The sequence below is a fragment of the Oxobacter pfennigii genome, from assembly GCF_001317355.1.
GTDB classification, from domain to species: domain Bacteria; phylum Bacillota; class Clostridia; order Clostridiales; family Oxobacteraceae; genus Oxobacter; species Oxobacter pfennigii.
Map to the genome: position 1 here is coordinate 309,184 of NZ_LKET01000021.1, position 18,665 is coordinate 327,848.

Genomic DNA, 18,665 nt, shown 5'->3' on the forward strand with positions numbered 1-18,665 from the left:
GAGAGGTGAAATTAATGAAAAAAGTCGTAGAAAGGGCTCTTGAAAAATATCCTGCTAAGGTCTTTAAGTCAAGGAAAGAGCACATCATTATAAAGGAAAATGAAGATGAAGTTCCGGAAATTACTGCAAATACCAGAACCATACCGGGTATTATCACAAATAGGGGATGCTGCTATGCAGGCTGCAAAGGCGTTGTATTGGGGCCTATAAAAGACATGGTTCACATAGTACACGGGCCCATAGGATGCTCTTATTATGCCTGGGGCACAAGAAGAAATAAAGCCAAGGTGATTGATGGCGAAAAAAACTTCCTGGAATACTGCTTTTCAACGGATATGCAGGAAAGCGATATAGTATTTGGAGGAGAAAAAAAATTAAGGCAGGCTATCAAAGAAGCTGTGGAGCTATTCAATCCAAAGGCAATTACAATTTCGGCCACATGTCCTGTAGGTCTTATAGGTGATGATATAAACGCTGTGGCAGCCGAAGCCCAAAAGCTATACGGCATACAGGTTTTGGCTTTCAGCTGTGAAGGATATAAAGGCGTCAGCCAGTCAGCAGGCCACCACATAGCCAATAATAACCTGATGAAGCATGTTATAGGCATAGGAGATATGAAGCCTAAAAAATATTCCATCAATATTCTTGGTGAATATAACATAGGCGGTGACGGCTGGGAAATTAAAAGAGTGTTGGATAAAATAGGGTATAACATCATTGCCATAATGACAGGCGACGGTTCCTATGAAGATATAAAGAATGCCCATAAAGCAGATGTAAACCTTGTACAGTGCCACAGGTCAATTAACTATATTGCAGAAATGATTGAGACAAAATACGGTATCCCATGGATTAAGGCAAATTTCATAGGTGTAAAGAGCACCATTGAAACCTTAAGATACCTTGCTAATTACTTTGGTGACGATATGCTCATAGAAAAGACCGAGGAAGTCATTAAAGAAGAACTGGCTGATATTGAAGGCCAGATGGAATATTATAAAGAGAAACTTCAGGGAAGGACGGCATTCCTTTATGTAGGAGGTTCCAGGTCCCACCACTATCAGGAATTATTGAAGGATTTGGGTGTTGAAACAATAATTTCCGGTTACGAATTTGCCCACAGGGATGACTATGAGGGCAGGGAAGTAATATCTACAATAAAAACCGACGCTGATAATAAGAACATTGAAGAGATTAAGGTGGAAAAGGATGAGAAAAACTACAGAGTTATTCTATCCAAGGAAAGATATGAGAAGCTCAAAAAAGAAATACCATTAAGCTATTACGGCGGTATTATCAAGGCAATGAACAAAAATTCCGTAATAATAGATGACTTGAACCATTATGAAACCGAAGAATTTATAAAAATATTAAAGCCGGATATGTTCTTCTCGGGTATAAAGGATAAATATGTGGTTCAAAAAATGGGTGTAATGTCAAAACAGCTCCATTCCTATGATTACTCCGGTCCTTATGCAGGGTTCAAAGGGGCGCTGGTTTTTGCAAGGGATGTGGCTGCAGGGGTATACACGCCGGCATGGAAATATGTAACGCCTCCGTGGAAAACTGAACCCATGATTGAAGGTACATTGGAAGAGGAGGGAGAAGCATGCTAAATTTAACGCCAAAGGAAGTATCACAAAGAAGTGCCCTTAGAATCAACCCGGCAAAGACCTGTCAGCCAATAGGCGCCATGTATGCAGCTTTAGGCATACACAAGTGCCTTCCTCACAGCCATGGTTCACAAGGGTGCTGTTCATATCACAGGATGCAGCTTACCAGGCATTTTAAGGACCCTGTAATGGCTTCCACGAGCTCATTCACAGAAGGCGCCTCGGTATTCGGAGGAGGTAGCAATTTAAAGACAGCTATAAAAAATATTTTTACAATATATGATCCTGAAATAATCGCAGTACACACAACCTGTCTTTCAGAAACCATAGGTGACGATTTAAAGACAATTATACTGCAGTCGGAAGTTCCGGAAGGAAAGTTTGTTATTCATGCTAACACTCCAAGCTATGTCGGCTCCCATATTACAGGTTTTTCGGGGATGGTTAAAGGGATGGTTGATTATCTGTCGGTAAATTCAGGCAAGCCTAATGGAAAAATCACCGTTATCCCCGGCTTTATAAGCCCGGGAGATATGAAAGAAATAAAAAGGCTGCTGTTATCCATGGGTTTATCCTTCATAATGCTTCCGGACACCAGCGGAGTATTGGATTCTCCTATGACCGGTGAATTTAATATGTATCCCAAAGGCGGCACAAAGATTGAAGAAATAGTTGATGCAGGAAATTCCTATCATACCCTTGCCCTTGGAAAATTTGCATCAGCGGCAGGAGCCATATCCTTAGAAAAGAAATGCAAGGTCCCTTTAAGCGTTTTAAGAACTCCCATAGGCATTGATGCAACGGATCAGTTCTTAATGGCACTGTCTAAGCTTACAGGTAAAGATATTCCTGACTATATAGAAGAGGAAAGAGGGCAGCTGGTTGACTTGATGCTTGATTCACACCACTACCTCCATGATAAAAAAGTCGCCATATTCGGAGACCCGGATACAGTAACCGCCATGACAGAGTTCGTATTAAGCTTAGGAATGATTCCTAAATATGTACTGACCGGTACTCCCGGAGACGGTTTCAACGCCGAAGTGGAAGAAATGCTCAAAAATGCAGGAGTAAAGGGAAGCACTGTTAAAAATGCCGGAGACTTGTTTGAGCTCCATCAGTGGATGAAAAATGAGCCGGTGGATCTGTTAATGGGAAACACACACGGTAAATACGTAGCAAGGGCTGAAAACGTACCCTTTGTAAGATTCGGATTCCCAATCTTAGACAGATATGCGCATCACTATCTGCCGGCAACAGGCTATATGGGAGCTATAAGGCTAGTTGAGATGATAACCAATGCCATATTAGACAAGATGGACCGCGAATGTGCCGAGGAGGACTTCGAACTTGTAATGTAAGCAAGCAATCTAAAGATAGAAATCCATAATAATACCATTAGTCATAGGGACATACCTCTCACATTCCTTTGAATACCAAAGAAGGTTAGTAAAAGGAGGGGTGTGTCCTTATGCATTAAGTTAGGGACAAAAAGAGTGTCCCTTAATAAGTTGGGGACATATCTTAAGCCTACCCCAGACTCGTGCTAATAAAAGGAGATGTGTCGTTTAATAAGTTGGGGACATTCCTTCGACTTCCCAGAGCTTCTTCTCAAAAAGAGAAGGAGTGTCCCCTAACATTAATCAAGGAGATGATTATATGAAATGTGGAAGCGATGAAGCAAAAGGCTGCTCAATGAACAATACAGTTCCCATCGCTGAAAGAGAAAAATTTATTTTTATTAATTCTAAAAATGGCAAAAAAGGCACAGTGATGTGTGATGAAGAGAGCGTATCCGGTTCTGTAAGCCAGCGCGCCTGTGTATACTGCGGTGCCAGGGTTGTTTTAAATCCTATAACCGACGCTTTTCATATAGTACATGGGCCTATAGGGTGTGCCAGCTATACATGGGATATAAGAGGCAGCCTAAGCAGCGGCGAGGAAGTTTACAGAAACAGCTTTTCAACGGATTTAAGAGAAAGGGATATAATTTTCGGAGGAGAGAAAAAACTGGCCTCGGCCATCGATGAGATAATGGAAAAATTTTCTCCGAAATTAATATTTATATATTCCACATGTATAGTGGGAGTAATCGGTGATGATGTTGATGCCGTATGCAGAACGGCTGAGAAAAAATACGGCATAAGAGTAATTCCCGTCAAATCACCGGGCTTTGCCGGGCACAAATCCATGGGATACAAGGCAGCCTGTGAAGCTTTGGTTACCCTGTTCGGAAATGAGAAAAAAGGAAAGGTTGATGGAATCAATTATCTCGGAGATTTTAATCTTTCAGGGGAAATATGGATATTAACAGAATACCTTAAGAAAATGGGCATAAATATAGTTTCAAAAATCACAGGAGACTCAAGCTATGAGGAGCTTAAAAACGCACCCAAAGCAAGGCTTAACATCGTCCAGTGTGCAGGTTCCATGGTTTACCTTGCAAAAAGAATGGAGGAGTTATATGGAATTCCTTATATAAAAATAAGCTTTTTCGGTCTGGAGGATACAAAACGGTCCCTTTTAGCCATAGCAGATTCATTAGGGGACAAAGATGCATATAACAAAGCCCTTCTTTTAATCAAAAATGAAGAAAAGAAGGTTAAAGAAGACCTTGATTATTTTAGAATGAAGCTTAAAGGCAAAAAGGCGGCTATATATGTTGGAGGAGGCTTTAAGGCTATATCCTTGATAAAGCAGTTTAACGACCTTGGAATAAACACTGCAATTGTAGGGACCCAGACAGGAAAGCCGGAAGATTATGAAATCATAAGAGAGATATCCGATGAAGGTACGGTAGTTTTAGACGATACCAACCCTTATGAACTTGAAAAATTCATGAAGGAAAAGGATGTGGATATTCTGGTTGGAGGGGTAAAGGAGCGGCCTCTGGCATATAAATTGGGAGCGGCTTTTTGTGACCACAACCATGAGAGGAAACATCCCTTGTGCGGTTTTGAAGGAGCGGTGAATTTTGCCAGGGAGATACATCAAAGTGCCAACAGCCCTGTATGGAACATCATAAAGAACGAGAGGAAAGGGAGTGAATGGTTATGGCAAGAAGCTTTGTAAATTTAAATGTAAATCCATGCAAAATGTGTATGCCCATGGGCGGGGTCATGGCCTTTAAGGGAATAGAGAATTCCATGACCATACTCCACGGCTCCCAGGGCTGCAGCACTTATATAAGAAGGCATATGGCAACTCATTACAATGAACCAATAGATATTGCATCTACTTCCTTGAGTGAGAAAGGTACGATATACGGAGGTTCTGAAAACCTTAAAAAAGGTATAAAAAATGTGGTTTCGGTATATAAGCCCGAGGTCATAGGAGTCATGACAACATGTCTTGCCGAAACCATAGGTGAGGATATAAAAAGGATTGTAGCAGAGATGTATGAAGAACAGCCCGAGCTTAAAAAAATAAAGATTATTCCCGTGTCCACACCTGGTTACGGCGGTACTCAGTCTGAAGGGTATTACAGCGCCTTGCGTTCCATAGTTGAAAACCTCGCGGTTAAAACCCTTCCAAATAACAGGGTAAATGTCATAGCGGCAAACTTGAATCCCGGGGACATAAGAGAAATAAAAAGGATGCTGGAGGATTTTTCAGTTGATTATATATTGCTTCCCGACGTATCCGAAACCTTGGACGCCCCCTTTACCAATGAATACAATCATGTTCCTAAAGGAGGATGTAAAGTATCGGACATAAGGGACATGGGAGGCGCCGCATTTACCATTGAAATGGGCATGACTGTTGACGACAGTCTTTCCCCCGGACAATATCTTAAGGATAAATTCGGTGTTCCGTTATATAAATGCACAATTCCCACAGGGTTGAGAAACACTGATGAGTTTATCGAGCTTTTGTCCATGCTGAGCAAAAAGTCCATCCCTCAAAAATACTTGAAAGAAAGGGGCAGGCTCTTAGATGCCATGATTGATTCCCACAAATATAACGGGGAAGGAAGAGCTGTTGTTTACGGGGATGGGGAGCAATGCTATGCGATATCACAATTATGTGCGGAGAACGGCATAAATCCTGTTTTAATTGCAAGCGGGGCAGAAAATAAAAGCTTTAATCACCTTTTTAATGATTTAAGCAAAATGCTCCATGAAGAACCAGTAATTCTTGATGATACGGATTTTGAAACCATTGAAAAATATGCACTGGAGCTGAAGGCAAATATCATGATAGGAAATTCTGACGGCAGAAGGATAGAAGAAAAACAGGGGATTGAACTTATCAGGGTAGGCTTTCCCATACATGACAGGGTAGGCGGCCAGAGAAAATGCTATACAGGGTATACAGGCACCATGAGCCTTATAGATGAAACAGCAAACAGCATCCTCTCAAGAAAAGAGAGGACATACAGGGAAGAGATGTACGAAAATTATTATAAAGAAGATAGTAAGCAAACAGCTGAAAAGTCAATTAATGAAAAAACCATGAGCCATCCCTGCTATGATAAGTCAGCTCATGATTGTGCCAGAATGCACATTCCCGTAGCTCCCAATTGCAATATAACCTGCAATTACTGCAGCAGGAAATATGATTGCCCAAACGAGAGCAGGCCGGGGGTCACAAGTGAAGTTTTATCTCCCGAAGAAGCTCTTAAAAAATTCAAGGCCGTAAAGAAAAAGGTGCCTAATTTGACGGTTTTAGGCATAGCCGGCCCGGGAGATGCTCTGGCAAACTATGAAGAGACCAGAAGGTCCATCGAGCTCATTAAAAAGGAGGATCCTTCAATTACATTCTGTCTGTCGACCAACGGGCTTATGCTCCCATTCTATTGTCAGGACTTAATTGATTTAGGCATAACCCACGTTACAATTACCATCAATGCCGTGGATCCTGAAATCGGAGCTAGGCTATATAATAGAATAAATTATCTCGGAAGAACCTTAACAGGTGAGGAGGGTGCTTCAATACTTCTTCAGAACCAATTATCGGGACTGACTTATCTTGCATCTAAAGGCATTGTATGCAAGGTAAATATAGTTATGGTAAAAGGTGTGAATGATGCTCATATACCTGAAGTAGTCAAAAAAGTAAAGGAATGCGGTGCCTTCATTACAAATATAATGCAGATGATTCCGGCATCCGGCAGCAAATTCGAAAATATGCCCCTTGTAAGTCAGGTGGAGCTTAACGACATGAGAAAGAAGTGTGAGGTCGATTTAAAGCAGATGTATCACTGCAAGCAATGCAGGGCAGATGCCATAGGCACTTTGTCTCAGGACAGGTCCATTGAATTCAGATGCAATGGCTGCAATACCGATAAAGATACATCAAATAAGAAAGATGATGAAGTGTTAAGCAATGTATCCTATAGATTTGCAATAGCTTCAAAGAGCGGAATAAATATTGACCAGCATTTCGGCCATGCTGAAGAATTTTATATTTATGAATTTACTCAAGGCAGAATAAGCTTTGTTGAAAAGAGGGATATAGGCAAATACTGCAGCGGAAATACCGAGTGCGATGATAAAGAAGATAAAATGGAAGTAATAATAGATACCTTAAAAGACTGCAATGCGGTTTTAGCCCTAAGAGCCGGTCATGGACCTACGGAAAAGCTTGGGAAAAAGGGCATAAAGATACTTCAGATGTATGAAGGCATAAACAAGGGAATAGAAAAGGCCGTAGAGCTTATGAGGGCTTGCTGAAGAAAAGAAATTATTATTGAAATATAATAACTTAATTTATAAGGAGGAATTTATTATGGTATCTCCAAAATATCACATTTTTGTCTGTACCAGCTGCAGAGTAAACGGACAGCAAAAAGGTTTCTGTTTTTCAAAAGATGCTGTGGATATAGTAGGAAAGTTTATGGAAGAGATTGATTCAAGAGATTTAAGCAGTGAGGTTATGGTAACAAACACAGGATGCTTCGGAATATGCAATAAAGGACCAATAATTGTGATTTATCCTGAAGGCACCTGGTACGGAAATGTAACCCCGGATGATGTGGAAGAAATAGTAGAAAGCCATATAGAAAACGGAAATGCCGTAGAACGGCTTGTTATATAGTTTTTAATAGTTTATAAAAGCATGGGGGTGGGAAGCTTGCCTCAAAATACTGAAATTATCGACAGAACCGTATTAGAGATATTGAAGTCTTCGGCTAATATAAACAAGGAAGATTTAAAAAACCTGTCTCATATGATAGAAGCAGTTGGCGCAGGTTTTCAGGAACTGGATAAAAGTGCTGTCGGTTATTTTGATATATTTCCTGATAAGACCGACTTTTTATATAAAGCTGAGGATATTAACGATGTAAAAATAATCCGTAAATATGGTTTTGAAAATGTAGTAATTAATATAAAAAACATCAAAGAATTTATGAAAAGCAATTACTGTCGGTATTTTAACGGATTTACCACACTGGAGGTAGAGTGCAATACCTTAAAAGATGCTGTAATGATTTTAGAAAACAATGATTATGTTGACTTAGCAAGTATAGATTGTATAAGGATGAAAGGGCTTTACAAACAGGCACCTTATCTTGTAAAGCAGCACCTTGAATATATAAGGGAAAACTTCCGGAAGAGAATTCATTTGAGTCCGGTAAATACCTTTAACTGTGCCGGCGCTGTCTGCATTGAAGGCATAGGCTCAGGGGTGGACTATGTCACTTCTTCCTTCTGCGGAAAAGGTATGGGTGGAGGGTGGGCAGCACTTGAAGAATTAATCATGTCATCAATCGTCATATACGGTAAAGACATAGAAGCAGATACAGAAATATTGCCCCAGGCTGCCCACATCTTTCAAAAGATTACAGGAAGCTTTATACACCAGCAAAAGCCTGTTTTAGGCTGCGATATTTTTAAATGTGAATCGGGCATTCATGTGGATGGTATTTATAAAAATCCGGCCTTATATGAGCCATATCTCCCTGAAACGGTAGGCAAGAAAAGAGAGATAGTCCTTGGCAAGCACTCAGGTGCTGCAGCTTTGATTATCAAGCTTCAGGAAATGGATATGGATATTATAAACAGCGATAAAATACGTCTGGTACTTGATAAGATAAGAGAGAAAAGCATAACTCTAAAAGGTGATATACGGCTTTTGGATGTCATTAAAATAATTGAAGAATACAACAGCGCGGTATAAGGCAGGTGGTTTTAATGGTGTATAAAATTGTGGATACGACATTAAGAGACGGTGAGCAGAAGGCCGGAATTGCCTATGAAGCTGAAGAAAAGATTAAAATAGCCAAACACTTGGACAGCATGGGCATTTATCAAATAGAGGCTGGAATACCTGCCATGGGCGGGGAAGAAAAGCAGAGTATAAAGGAAATTATGAAGCTAGGGCTCAACAGCAAAATTTCCGCCTGGAACAGATTGAATATAGAGGATATACGGCATTCAATGGATTGCGGCGTTGATATTATCCATATATCTGCTCCCGCGTCTGATATGCATATAATCCAAAAGCTTCGAAAAAGCAGGGGATGGGTGATTTCACAGCTCAGTCAATGCATAGAGTTTATAAAACGTGAAGGCTTTAAGGTTTCTGTGGGGATGGAAGATGCCACCCGCGCAGATTTTATATTCATAGCTGAGATATTGAGCCTATGTGAAAACAAAGGGGTTGAAATGATCAGGTATGCTGATACTCTGGGAATATCCACACCTTCTATGATATTCCCGGAAATTAAAAAGATAAAGCAATTATTTGATGTAAATATAGAAATACATGCTCACAACGATTTTGGTATGGCCATAGCAAATTCCGCGGCAGCTGCAGCAGCAGGTGCTGAATATATAGATTGTACCCTGGGAGGCATTGGAGAAAGAGCTGGAAACTGCGATTACTATGGATTTACGAAACTGATGGCTGAACTTTAGTTGAAGTAATTTAAACTGCCTGACAGGGAAAATAAGGTGGGATGAAAATTCATCCCACCTTATTTTTTCAGGGCACTTTATGATATAATTATTTTTAATGGCGCAGCCATTTGAAATAATTTAACATGAAATTTGCTCTGTAGATTTTATGCTATAATGAATTAGTTATAATCGTGGTCTATAAATTTCAGTTTATATAATTCGGAGGATTTAAATATGATTAAAGCAGTTTTATATGACTTGGACGGAACAGTTATAAATACAAATAACTTGGTAATATCATCCTGGAAGCATACCTTGGAAAAGATTCTAGGCTGGTATCCCGGAGATAAAGAGATTATCGCATCTTTTGGAGAACCTCTTGTAGAAACTGCAAAGCGCTTTGGCGGTGATGAAGCAGACAATATCGTAAAAGTATACAGGGAGCATAATTTGGCCTTTCACGATGAGATGATAGAAAGATATGTCGGAATGGAAGATACAATTAAAGAATTAAAGGCCATGGGCATAAAGGTGGGAATAGTTACATCAAAAATGAGAAAAACCGCCGAAAGGGCATTAAAGCTGTTTAATATATATGAATTTATGGATGTGATAGTAACCTTTGATGATACCGAAAAACACAAGCCGGATGCTGAACCTTTAAATAAAGCCCTTGGTATTTTGAATATATCACCTGAGGATGTCATATATGTAGGGGACTCCCGTTTCGATATACAATGCGGGAAGAATGCAGGTACCTTAACCTGTGCTGTTAAATACTCTGAATCTCCATTAGATGAGCTTATGAAATATAAGCCTGATTATTTAATAGACAAACCCCTCGATATAATTGATATTGTTAAAGAAAACTTATCAGACATCGAAGCGGTATAAAAGGAAGGCAAAAGCCTTCCTTGTCTGTTTGAAAAAACTTATTCTTCATTATGAGTTTATTGTACATAATAAGGCTTGATTATCACTTAGGAATATAAACATAGACAATCAGCTTGTCATCGTTAACAAAAGCTTTTACATTTGAAGAAGCATGGGTGCTGTCTGGCATACTCAAAGCATAATCGATATATATTAAGTTATTCCAGGCAAGATCTCTTCCTAAAACTATTGCCATACAATCCTCAAATATGGATTCTTCATAGTAGCCCCAAGTTTTTGTTGCAAGCTGCCAGCAGTCACCTCTATTTAATAAGCCTATTGCGATACCATTTTTTTCATACAAAGCGGCTGTATCTGATTGAAACACAAAACCTAATTTCTGGAATTCATTCTTCATATCCGAGATACTATGAGCTTGTTTTATAGCCGAAGTTTGCTCCTTGTTTTTGCTGTTACTATTTTTTGTTGCGGTACTCTTGGCTTTTTCTGCTTCTTTTGCTTCTGCTATGGCTTTATTGTAGTTATCCTTAAGCTTCAAAGGTTCTTCGGCATCAGGAGCAAATTCAAGGACTTTGTCTAAATATTTAATAGCCTCTTCATATTTATTGGATGAAGCTTTTTCTCTGGCTAATATAACGTTATCATTTATATATTGATTTATATATTCTGTTTTTAAGCTTAAAGCTTGCTCATTTTGGGAGTCCATTTCAAGGGCCAAATTCAGAAAACTTATTCCCTCTGTATAATTCTTGTTTGCTGCCTCTGATTTTGCGCTGTCTATATTATCATTAATATATAAACTCCTGCACTCAGCTATTTTTTCCTGAGATAATGCATATCTTTTTTTATCTTCTTCCTTTATGGTCTCAAAGACGGCAATTGCCTCTTTATATTTTTTATTATTTAATTCTTTGAGTCCTGTTTCATATATTGCTTTTGAATTTTTTAGATTTTCAGCTAAGCCTATTTGCTCATTTACTTCATTGACAGATTTTTTTTGATATTTAAGAGCAGATGTATAAGCTGATATAGCTTCATCATATTTTTCATTTTCAATATGGGTTTTGCCTTCATTGTAAAACTTATCAAAGTTGTACTTATTGTAAGCATAGACCGAGACGGGAACACCTATGGCAATTAAAATTATGATAATAACTGTTGTTTTTATTGCTTTACTAATGAGACGGTGCAGAGTAATAACTATGCGCAAACAGGATTATCATCGGCATTGTCAGACAGCCAGGTTAAGGCGGTTACAGGAAAAGCAATCTCTTATTTTAACAAATTGAATTTTGAAGAGCTTTCTAAGGTTGCAAGAGAAGATAATCATTTTGACCTTTACGGTGAACTTGCGCAGCGATTTCCTGTTGCTTGGACGGCGCTGCAAAGAATTGCCGGTTCCGCCGGGAAGAAAACCGAGTATACCAAAGTACCCTTTGAGAAGCCTTTTGTATTGGATGGCTTTATCCCTGTCGATATTGAGAGTAATGGAATGATCGAGGCTGTTTTGGACGGCTATTCCCTTGAAATTGATCCTCAACTATCTGAATCTCTATATAACGCTGTGGCATACGGCACTCCGTTTACTGTGGATTGCTTTAAAATGATGACTCGCAATATCGAAAAGCTGCTTAAAATCATGGAATTGTTATTAACCCATGATCAGGCTTTTGTAACCAGTAATTATTATATTGAAAATGGATAATGTGGAGCGGAGGATTAAACCATTGCGGGCAGCAGCCTGCCGTAGAGGTATTGCAGATATGCTGGAGCACTACTCTCAGACTGACGGGTTGGGATATAAACATGCGGCGGCGCTGAAAAACACATATTTATTTTTGAAAGCTGATATTAAATAATAATCTATATTTTAGAATACCGGACGGCCCAGGCGTCCGGTATTCTTCACGTTCAAAAACCAGTCGTGATTATTTTATAAATTTTACAAAACGTTTTTTGCCGATTCTCATAACATCACTACTATTTATACCCATGCCCATGTCATTTGATGATAATTTTTCACCGTTTAGCTGAACGCCGCCCTGATTTACCAGCCGCATAAATTCGCTTTTACTTTTAACCAAGGACATTCCCATAAGCTGCGGAATAATATCTGTGATAGTTTCGTTTCCATCTTTCATCAAAAGCTCTGAGATATCATCAGGTATGGCTTTTTTGCTGAATGCCGCATCATAATATGCAATTGCTTTTTCTGCATCCTTTTGTGTATGATAAAGAGACACTATTGTTTTAGCCAGACGGTATTTGACATCCCTGGGGTTTGTACCGCTATTTAGCTCTGCCCTGATTTTATCAATTTCTTCGGGGTGTTCATCGGTTGCTAGTTCAAAATATTTAATGATAAGGTCATCGGGAATCTCCATAACCTTTTTGAACATCACCTCGGCAGGCTCATTAATACCGATATAGTTTCCCAGGCTTTTGCTCATCTTTTCAACTCCATCCAGACCTTCGAGGATGGGCATAAAAATGGCAATTTGCTGTTCCTGCCCCATGTTTTTTTGGAGTGCCCTTCCCATGAGGATGTTAAAGGTTTGATCCGTTCCTCCCAATTCGATATCTGCTTTAAGTTCAATAGAATCATATGCCTGCATCAGTGGGTAAAAAAACTCGTGAATCCCTATGGGAATCTGGTTATTGTATCTTTTTCCAAAATCATCTCTCTCCAGCATCCTGGCAACTGTTGTGACAGAGGCAAGTTTTATGACATCTTCAAAAGTGAGCTTTGAAAGCCATTGGCTATTAAACCTCACCTGAGTTTTTTCCATATCAAGTATTTTGAAGATCTGATCACAATAGGTTTTGGCATTTTCTTTTACTTTTTCATCGGTTAAGGCAGCCCTTCCTTTAGTTTTTCCCGTAGGATCGCCTATTTTTCCGGTGAAGTCACCTATGACAATTACTACATGATGTCCTAAATCCTGCATTTGTTTAATCTTTCGCAATACAACCGCATGACCAAGGTGGATATCCGGTGCCGAAGGGTCCAGCCCCAGTTTTATAACCAGCGGCTTGTTTTGTGCACAGGATTTATTAAGTTTTGCAAGTAATTCTTCTTGGTTTACAAGGGTGTGTACCCCTTTACGGATAATAGGCATTTGCTCGTTTGATTCTAACATATTAATCATCTCCCTGAAATATTATTTTGAATATTGCAAGGTCTATAAGAAAGTAAAAGTGGACAATAAATAAAAAATCCCGCCCCTTCTTTTGAAAGGACGAGATTACACTCGTGTTACCACCTTAAATTCATAAACAATTCACATTGCTCACCTTATCAAGTACGTCACAAAAAATGAGATACTTTAGCACAATAACGGGTGCGGGTTACCGTCGCAGCCTACTGATAAATTTGTTCGGTGCGAAGCTCAAAGATGTATTCACAATCCATAACCATGCACCTCTCATCATACGGTAACTTTCTGTTTGGTATACTGATTGCTACTAATTCTTATCGCAGCTTTTACTTCTTATACTCCGAAATGCGAAAATGCCGCAAGTCTTCGTTATGCAGATATTAAATTATAAAAATTATACACTGTAGTTTTAAGGGAGTCAACAGATTGAGAGGACTTTGTTGATATCGCGATTTGTTTTGGGTTAAACCGAAAAGCATTTTATTTTATCCGCCAGCTCCACCTTTTCCAGAACTTCTTCCTTTCCGCTATCATTAAGTTTTATTATATATTTACCATTTGAGTAAATAATATCTCCCCGATTATTGATATCATAATCAAGTACTCCTTTTTTTACGGTTTTTATACTGCCGTCAGGAGTTCTTTTCATTAACTCCCATGTTCTGGGGATAATACCGGGGTTTTTTTCACCCCTATCCTTGTTTTCTTTTAATGTTTTTTCAACATTGATAAGATTTCCGTTTATAAATGATTCTTCCGGATTACGTGTTTTGCTGTTCGAAGGGTTTTTGCCTCCGCTTGAAAATGTCTGACCTGTATATCTCATTGTAAAAAACTCAAGCCAGTTATAAATTGCTTTCATTATTTTAAACGGGATAAGAAGAGCATCTAAAAAACTTCCGGTGCTTTTTCCAGAGTCAAGAGGCCTTTTTATAAAATACATATTGCCCATAGAATCTTCTTTAGGAAGGAAACAATCAAATTTATCAAAGTACACTATTTCATCAATTTCTCCAGTATCTAAATCCAGCCTGTTTATGCCCCTGGGACTCCAGGCAGTGAAATTCCCTTCATTGTCCGTTGCCGCACCGCTTGAATCGTAGTAAATAACGTTGCCGCTATGACTCCATACAGGATTTTCATCTTTGCAGTTTCCTTCTGTCACAAGGTGATAATGACCTGTTTTTACATCCAGTACCGCTATATCAGTATCTGTTACGGAGCTGCCCACCGATATTGCTATTTTATCAGTATTTTTATTATAATCCATATTAAAGAATTTTATTTTTGTATCATGAATTATGTGGCCTTCTTCAGAAGCCGCATCATTTAAACTCTTAATAAAAAGTCCTGAAAATTCGTTAACGGATATTGAATAGATGATTTTTGCTCCATCTTCGATAAAAGTAACTCCATGTATTTGTCCGGTAATCTTGCCTTCATCCAATCGAGTATATGGGTTGGAGACACCCATAAATGCTGCTCCTGATCCTTCTGTTTTCCATGCACTCCTTTGTTTTATATCCTTAAGGTTCTTATTGTATTTCTTAAAATATTCGCTTTCATAATAAGTAACTGATGAATTATCACAAAAACCAATCTTAATTTCATTAGCAAATATAATTTTTTCGTTCATGCCATTTACCCCCGGAATGTAATATATTATTCTGTTGCTTGACTTGTTCAGTATATAACAGCAAAAAAGTGGCAATAAGTCGTTTCATCTTGATTATTCTCAATTAATCAGATTATATTTATATTATAGCATGAAAGTTGCTTCATGACTTTCATGGTTTAAGTAAAGTCTGTTTTGAGCTTCACGAAATACAATGAACGATATGTTATAATTATCATCAGGTTAAGCGAGTTAGTATTTTTAAGGAAATGAGATTGTAGAAGGTGAGGACTTAAAATGAAATCCAAAATATATTTTATCTTATCAATGGTTATATTTGGTACAATCGGGATTTTTGTCAGATATATTAAATTATCTTCAAGTGAAATAGCTTTATTGAGGGGTTTTATCGGCAGCTTGTTTTTGCTGGCCGTTGTTACCTTCACCAGACAAAAATTATCATGGGAAAACATTAAGAAAAATATTCCTGCTTTGTTGTTATCAAGCTTGGCGCTGGGAACCAATTGGATATTTCTTTTTCAGGCATATAAGCATACGACCATAGCAAATGCAACATTAAGCTATTATTTTGCACCTGTATTCGTTATTATATCGTCACCGATTGTATTAAAAGAAAAAATATCCTTTAAAAAGGCCGCTTGCATATGTGTTGCTGTACTTGGAATGTTTTTTATTGTACAGAGCAGCGGAAATGATGGTGCAGAGCACAATCATTTGCTGGGTATCCTCTACGGAACAATTGCAGCAGCATTTTACGCAACTTTGATGCTGACAAACAAGTTCATTAAAAATATGAATGGATTGGAAACCACTATAGTGCAATTATTTTTAGCAGCTATTATACTTGCACCTTACGTTTTTATTACAGAGGGAGTTAATCTATTTAGAGCAACAGGTTTTTCTATGGTCTGCATTGTCATTTTAGGAGTGATTCATACCGGAATAGGTTTTTATTTATTTTTTACCGGAATGAAAAAAATAAACGGACAAAGCATTGCAGCATTAAGCTACATAGATCCAATAACATCGCTGTTTGTTTCAGTGCTTATCTTTAATGAGAAGATGACAGCGCTTCAAGTCATCGGCGCCGTACTGCTGCTAGGCTCAACCTTTATAAGCGAAATAAGCAAAAATCATAACTGGCCCGATAAAAATAAAAAACAGGTAAAACTTTGAATAAGCTGATGATTAATGATAATAATTGCTGGTAACGTAAATAATTTTCGGGTGGGTGAAAAAAATACTCCTTTCCGGCAGGAACTAAACAAATCCGGAAGGAGTATTTTTTATTAATTAAGGGGCTTATTTAACTTTTTTAAAACAGACTTCACAGATGCTGTCGCCTTTTGCAATTGTCTTGCCCAAGTGGAATTCAAAGGTGTCAAACTGGCTTGCAATACCCCTGTCACCGTCCATTGCGATATCACAAAGTGTAGCAATTCTTTCTTCATCGTCTGTGAGTTTCTTCCATGCTGCTACAAGGGGACAGTAGTGGAATTCAATTTTCAGTTCTTCGTCAGTTACATCGACATCCATTTCAAAAATGTTTTTAACGTTGTCTGTAACAAATTCAGGAGCAAATTTCTTTAGATCATCTGTCTGGGTATATTTGTTTTTGCCATGGAAGCAGCCGCAGCTTAAAATGGCGTCCCTTGCAAAGTCTATGCCTAGCCCGCGTTTTTGAGCCTCTTCGATGAGATAATAGAACCATGTTGCCCTGTGTTCAATTGCATTTCTAAGGTCCTCTATATGTTGACCTCTGTTTGAAGGATTGTTTGTTATCATAATAATCAGTCTCCTTTATAAATTGTATTTTTTAATTTTGCGGTATAGGGTAGCCCGGCTGATCCCCAGCGTTTTAGCCACCTCATCCTTGTTTATATTTGAAGCAAGCAGTGCAGCAATACTCTCTTTTTCCAGATCCCGGATTAATGAAAGCTTTATGGCGCTTTCCCTCTCGTCCATCAGGTTAAATTGAGCCAAGTCACCGGAAGTTACCTGGCCTGTACAACGGTAAACAATATTATCCATTACTTTTTCAAGCTCGTTTCTGTTGCCGGGCCAGGAGTAATTCAACAGCACATCCATGGCCTGTATATCAAAGGAAAGACTTTTTTTGTCGTATTTTTCTTTATAAAACCTTGCACTGCTGTCAATTAGCTGGCACAGGGACTCCTTGTCCTGGCGCAGTGGGGGGATATATATTGTATTTTCCGAAATGCGGTAATACAGTTCATCATCGAAAAGACCGTTCCGCACAAGGCCTGCTAAATCTGAACTTGTTGAAAAAATCATACGGACATCCACCTTGATGCCATGCATACCGGCACGGTAAATTGTACCGGTCTTTAAGACCTCCACCAGCCGCCTTTGCAGATATATGGGCATCTGGTCAATTTTATAAAAATAGATTGTTCCCTTATGAGCAAGCTGTAGTTTGCCCAGGCCTCCCACAACATGAAGAGAACGGTCATCCCCAAAGAGGGATTCTTCAAGGAGTTCCCGGTAGGTACCATCACAATTTACCGTTATAAAGCAATTGTTTACCCGGTCGGAGAAGGTATGCATTGCCTTGGCAAGAAGCTCTTCCCCTGCACCGGTTTCGCCGCTTATCAACACTGTTTTTGAAGTGACGGATAGCCGCTTTGCTTCCTCAATTACCTGTTCCGGTATCAAGCCACCTTCCAGGAATTTGAAAGTCATTCTTGTATTGCTGTAGCCTATTTCATTTAGCTGTATGTTGACATCGCTGATAGATTTAAAAATAAAAAGCATGCCCCCCCGGCTTCCGTTTATATCAATATTCATGCAGGATAAAAATCCATAAAAGGGGCGGCTGTCCTTTTCAAAATATATCAGCCTGTCGGAAAACTCTATATAATTTGATAAAAACTCCGTTAGATATTTATGGGGTATCACATCCCGGATAAACATACCGAAGCAATCAATATTTTCTCCAAAATACTGCTTGAAACGCTTATTGTAGTAGGTAATATATCCAAGCTCGTCCATGGACACCATAGCATAGTCGATGGAGTCCATTATAACCTCGCGCTCTCGCTTTATCAGGTTCAGGTTATTGTAATCATCGCTGTTTTGTATTTTGCTGGATAAAAGGTCTGCCATGCGCTCCAAAAATTCTATGGAATTATTCACGTTGCTGAAAACGTGAGGGATTTTGTGCTCAGGCACAATAAGTGCTATTGCTCCAACTACTGCCCCTTTGTAGCGAATAGGGACACAGATGAATCCCTTCATATCACATTTCATAAAATCCGAACATTCTCTGCAGGTAGCGTAATCATCTTTGTCGTCAATGGTAATGGTATTTCCTGATGTAATCACCTGTCCGATAATGGACATCCTGTGAATAGTCATAGGTTTGTCCGGATAATGATAGGTGTTGCTGATTGTTTTCAAATTATTGTCTACAATCAAAACATCCACTTCAAGAATTTTTGATATTACTTCAGCAAACTTAATAGCGTCATTTTTAATTTCTGCCAGAAGCATGGTGAAC

The 18,665-nt window shown here is 38.8% G+C and carries 16 protein-coding genes and 1 other annotated feature; of the genes, 11 read left to right on the top strand and 5 right to left on the bottom strand.

The features are described from left to right. The first annotated feature begins 14 nt into the window (after positions 1-14). The 8 genes from nifD (at position 15) to ppaX (ending at position 10,351) form a co-directional block, all read left to right on the top strand. Entirely contained in the window at positions 15-1,616 is a 1,602-nt protein-coding gene (gene nifD, locus OXPF_RS04580; RefSeq protein WP_054874027.1) for a nitrogenase molybdenum-iron protein alpha chain, read from the top strand. Further along, the gene (gene nifK / locus OXPF_RS04585) at positions 1,610-2,974 is read left to right on the top strand and encodes a nitrogenase molybdenum-iron protein subunit beta (RefSeq protein ID WP_054874028.1); all 1,365 of its coding nucleotides are present in this window, start codon (positions 1,610-1,612) and stop codon (positions 2,972-2,974) included. The genes nifD and nifK overlap by 7 nt, the downstream gene beginning before the upstream one ends. Before the next feature lie 298 nt (positions 2,975-3,272). Further along, positions 3,273-4,685 (top strand): nitrogenase iron-molybdenum cofactor biosynthesis protein NifE, encoded by a 1,413-nt coding sequence (gene nifE / locus OXPF_RS04590; protein ID WP_242854317.1) that lies wholly within the window; start codon positions 3,273-3,275, stop codon positions 4,683-4,685. Next, entirely contained in the window at positions 4,661-7,288 is a 2,628-nt protein-coding gene (gene nifB / locus OXPF_RS04595; RefSeq protein ID WP_083479692.1) for a nitrogenase cofactor biosynthesis protein NifB, read from the top strand. The genes nifE and nifB overlap by 25 nt, the downstream gene beginning before the upstream one ends. 55 nt (positions 7,289-7,343) lie before the next feature. Next, positions 7,344-7,652: a 2Fe-2S ferredoxin gene (locus OXPF_RS04600; protein WP_054874030.1), complete on the top strand. Its 309-nt coding sequence runs from the start codon at positions 7,344-7,346 to the stop codon at positions 7,650-7,652. Between the two features lie 36 nt (positions 7,653-7,688). Continuing rightward, positions 7,689-8,735: a homocitrate synthase/isopropylmalate synthase family protein gene (locus tag OXPF_RS04605; protein WP_054874031.1), complete on the top strand. Its 1,047-nt coding sequence runs from the start codon at positions 7,689-7,691 to the stop codon at positions 8,733-8,735. Positions 8,736-8,749: 14 nt separating this feature from the next. Next, complete coding sequence (locus OXPF_RS04610) at positions 8,750-9,475, top strand: beta/alpha barrel domain-containing protein (protein ID WP_083479693.1); 726 nt, start codon at positions 8,750-8,752, stop codon at positions 9,473-9,475. A gap of 216 nt (positions 9,476-9,691) precedes the next feature. Further along, positions 9,692-10,351, top strand: a complete 660-nt coding sequence (gene ppaX / locus OXPF_RS04615) for a pyrophosphatase PpaX (RefSeq protein WP_054874032.1) — start codon at positions 9,692-9,694, stop codon at positions 10,349-10,351. An 82-nt stretch (positions 10,352-10,433) separates the two neighbouring features. On the opposite strand, the gene OXPF_RS04620 is transcribed toward ppaX, so the two are convergent. Further along, positions 10,434-11,561, bottom strand: coding sequence for a tetratricopeptide repeat protein (locus OXPF_RS04620; protein WP_054874033.1), 1,128 nt, complete (start codon positions 11,559-11,561; stop codon positions 10,434-10,436). Here OXPF_RS04620 and OXPF_RS04625 point away from each other — a divergent pair. Next, entirely contained in the window at positions 11,538-12,056 is a 519-nt protein-coding gene (locus OXPF_RS04625) for a hypothetical protein (RefSeq protein WP_160317147.1), read from the top strand. The genes OXPF_RS04620 and OXPF_RS04625 overlap by 24 nt on opposite strands. Further along, a complete protein-coding gene (locus OXPF_RS22335; RefSeq protein WP_160317148.1) occupies positions 12,049-12,210 on the top strand; it encodes a hypothetical protein in 162 nt (53 codons plus the stop codon). Before OXPF_RS04625 ends, OXPF_RS22335 begins: the two co-directional genes overlap by 8 nt. Positions 12,211-12,279: 69 nt before the next feature. Here the strand turns inward: OXPF_RS22335 and tyrS are convergent, their stop codons facing one another. Then, positions 12,280-13,491, bottom strand: coding sequence for a tyrosine--tRNA ligase (gene tyrS, locus OXPF_RS04630; RefSeq protein ID WP_054874035.1), 1,212 nt, complete (start codon positions 13,489-13,491; stop codon positions 12,280-12,282). Between the two features lie 92 nt (positions 13,492-13,583). Then, positions 13,584-13,839 (bottom strand) — a binding site (T-box leader). Between the two features lie 133 nt (positions 13,840-13,972). Further along, entirely contained in the window at positions 13,973-15,145 is a 1,173-nt protein-coding gene (locus OXPF_RS04635; RefSeq protein WP_054874036.1) for a hypothetical protein, read from the bottom strand. 276 nt (positions 15,146-15,421) lie between these two features. On the opposite strand from OXPF_RS04635, the gene OXPF_RS04640 reads away from it, so the two are divergent. Further along, entirely contained in the window at positions 15,422-16,321 is a 900-nt protein-coding gene (locus tag OXPF_RS04640; RefSeq protein ID WP_054874037.1) for a DMT family transporter, read from the top strand. A 126-nt stretch (positions 16,322-16,447) separates the two neighbouring features. Here the strand turns inward: OXPF_RS04640 and OXPF_RS04645 are convergent, their stop codons facing one another. Both OXPF_RS04645 and OXPF_RS04650 read right to left on the bottom strand, forming a co-directional pair. Beyond that, positions 16,448-16,930, bottom strand: coding sequence for an L-2-amino-thiazoline-4-carboxylic acid hydrolase (locus OXPF_RS04645; protein WP_054874038.1), 483 nt, complete (start codon positions 16,928-16,930; stop codon positions 16,448-16,450). A 15-nt stretch (positions 16,931-16,945) separates the two neighbouring features. Beyond that, the gene (locus OXPF_RS04650) at positions 16,946-18,658 is read right to left on the bottom strand and encodes a sigma 54-interacting transcriptional regulator (RefSeq protein WP_054874039.1); all 1,713 of its coding nucleotides are present in this window, start codon (positions 18,656-18,658) and stop codon (positions 16,946-16,948) included. Positions 18,659-18,665 lie beyond the last annotated feature (7 nt).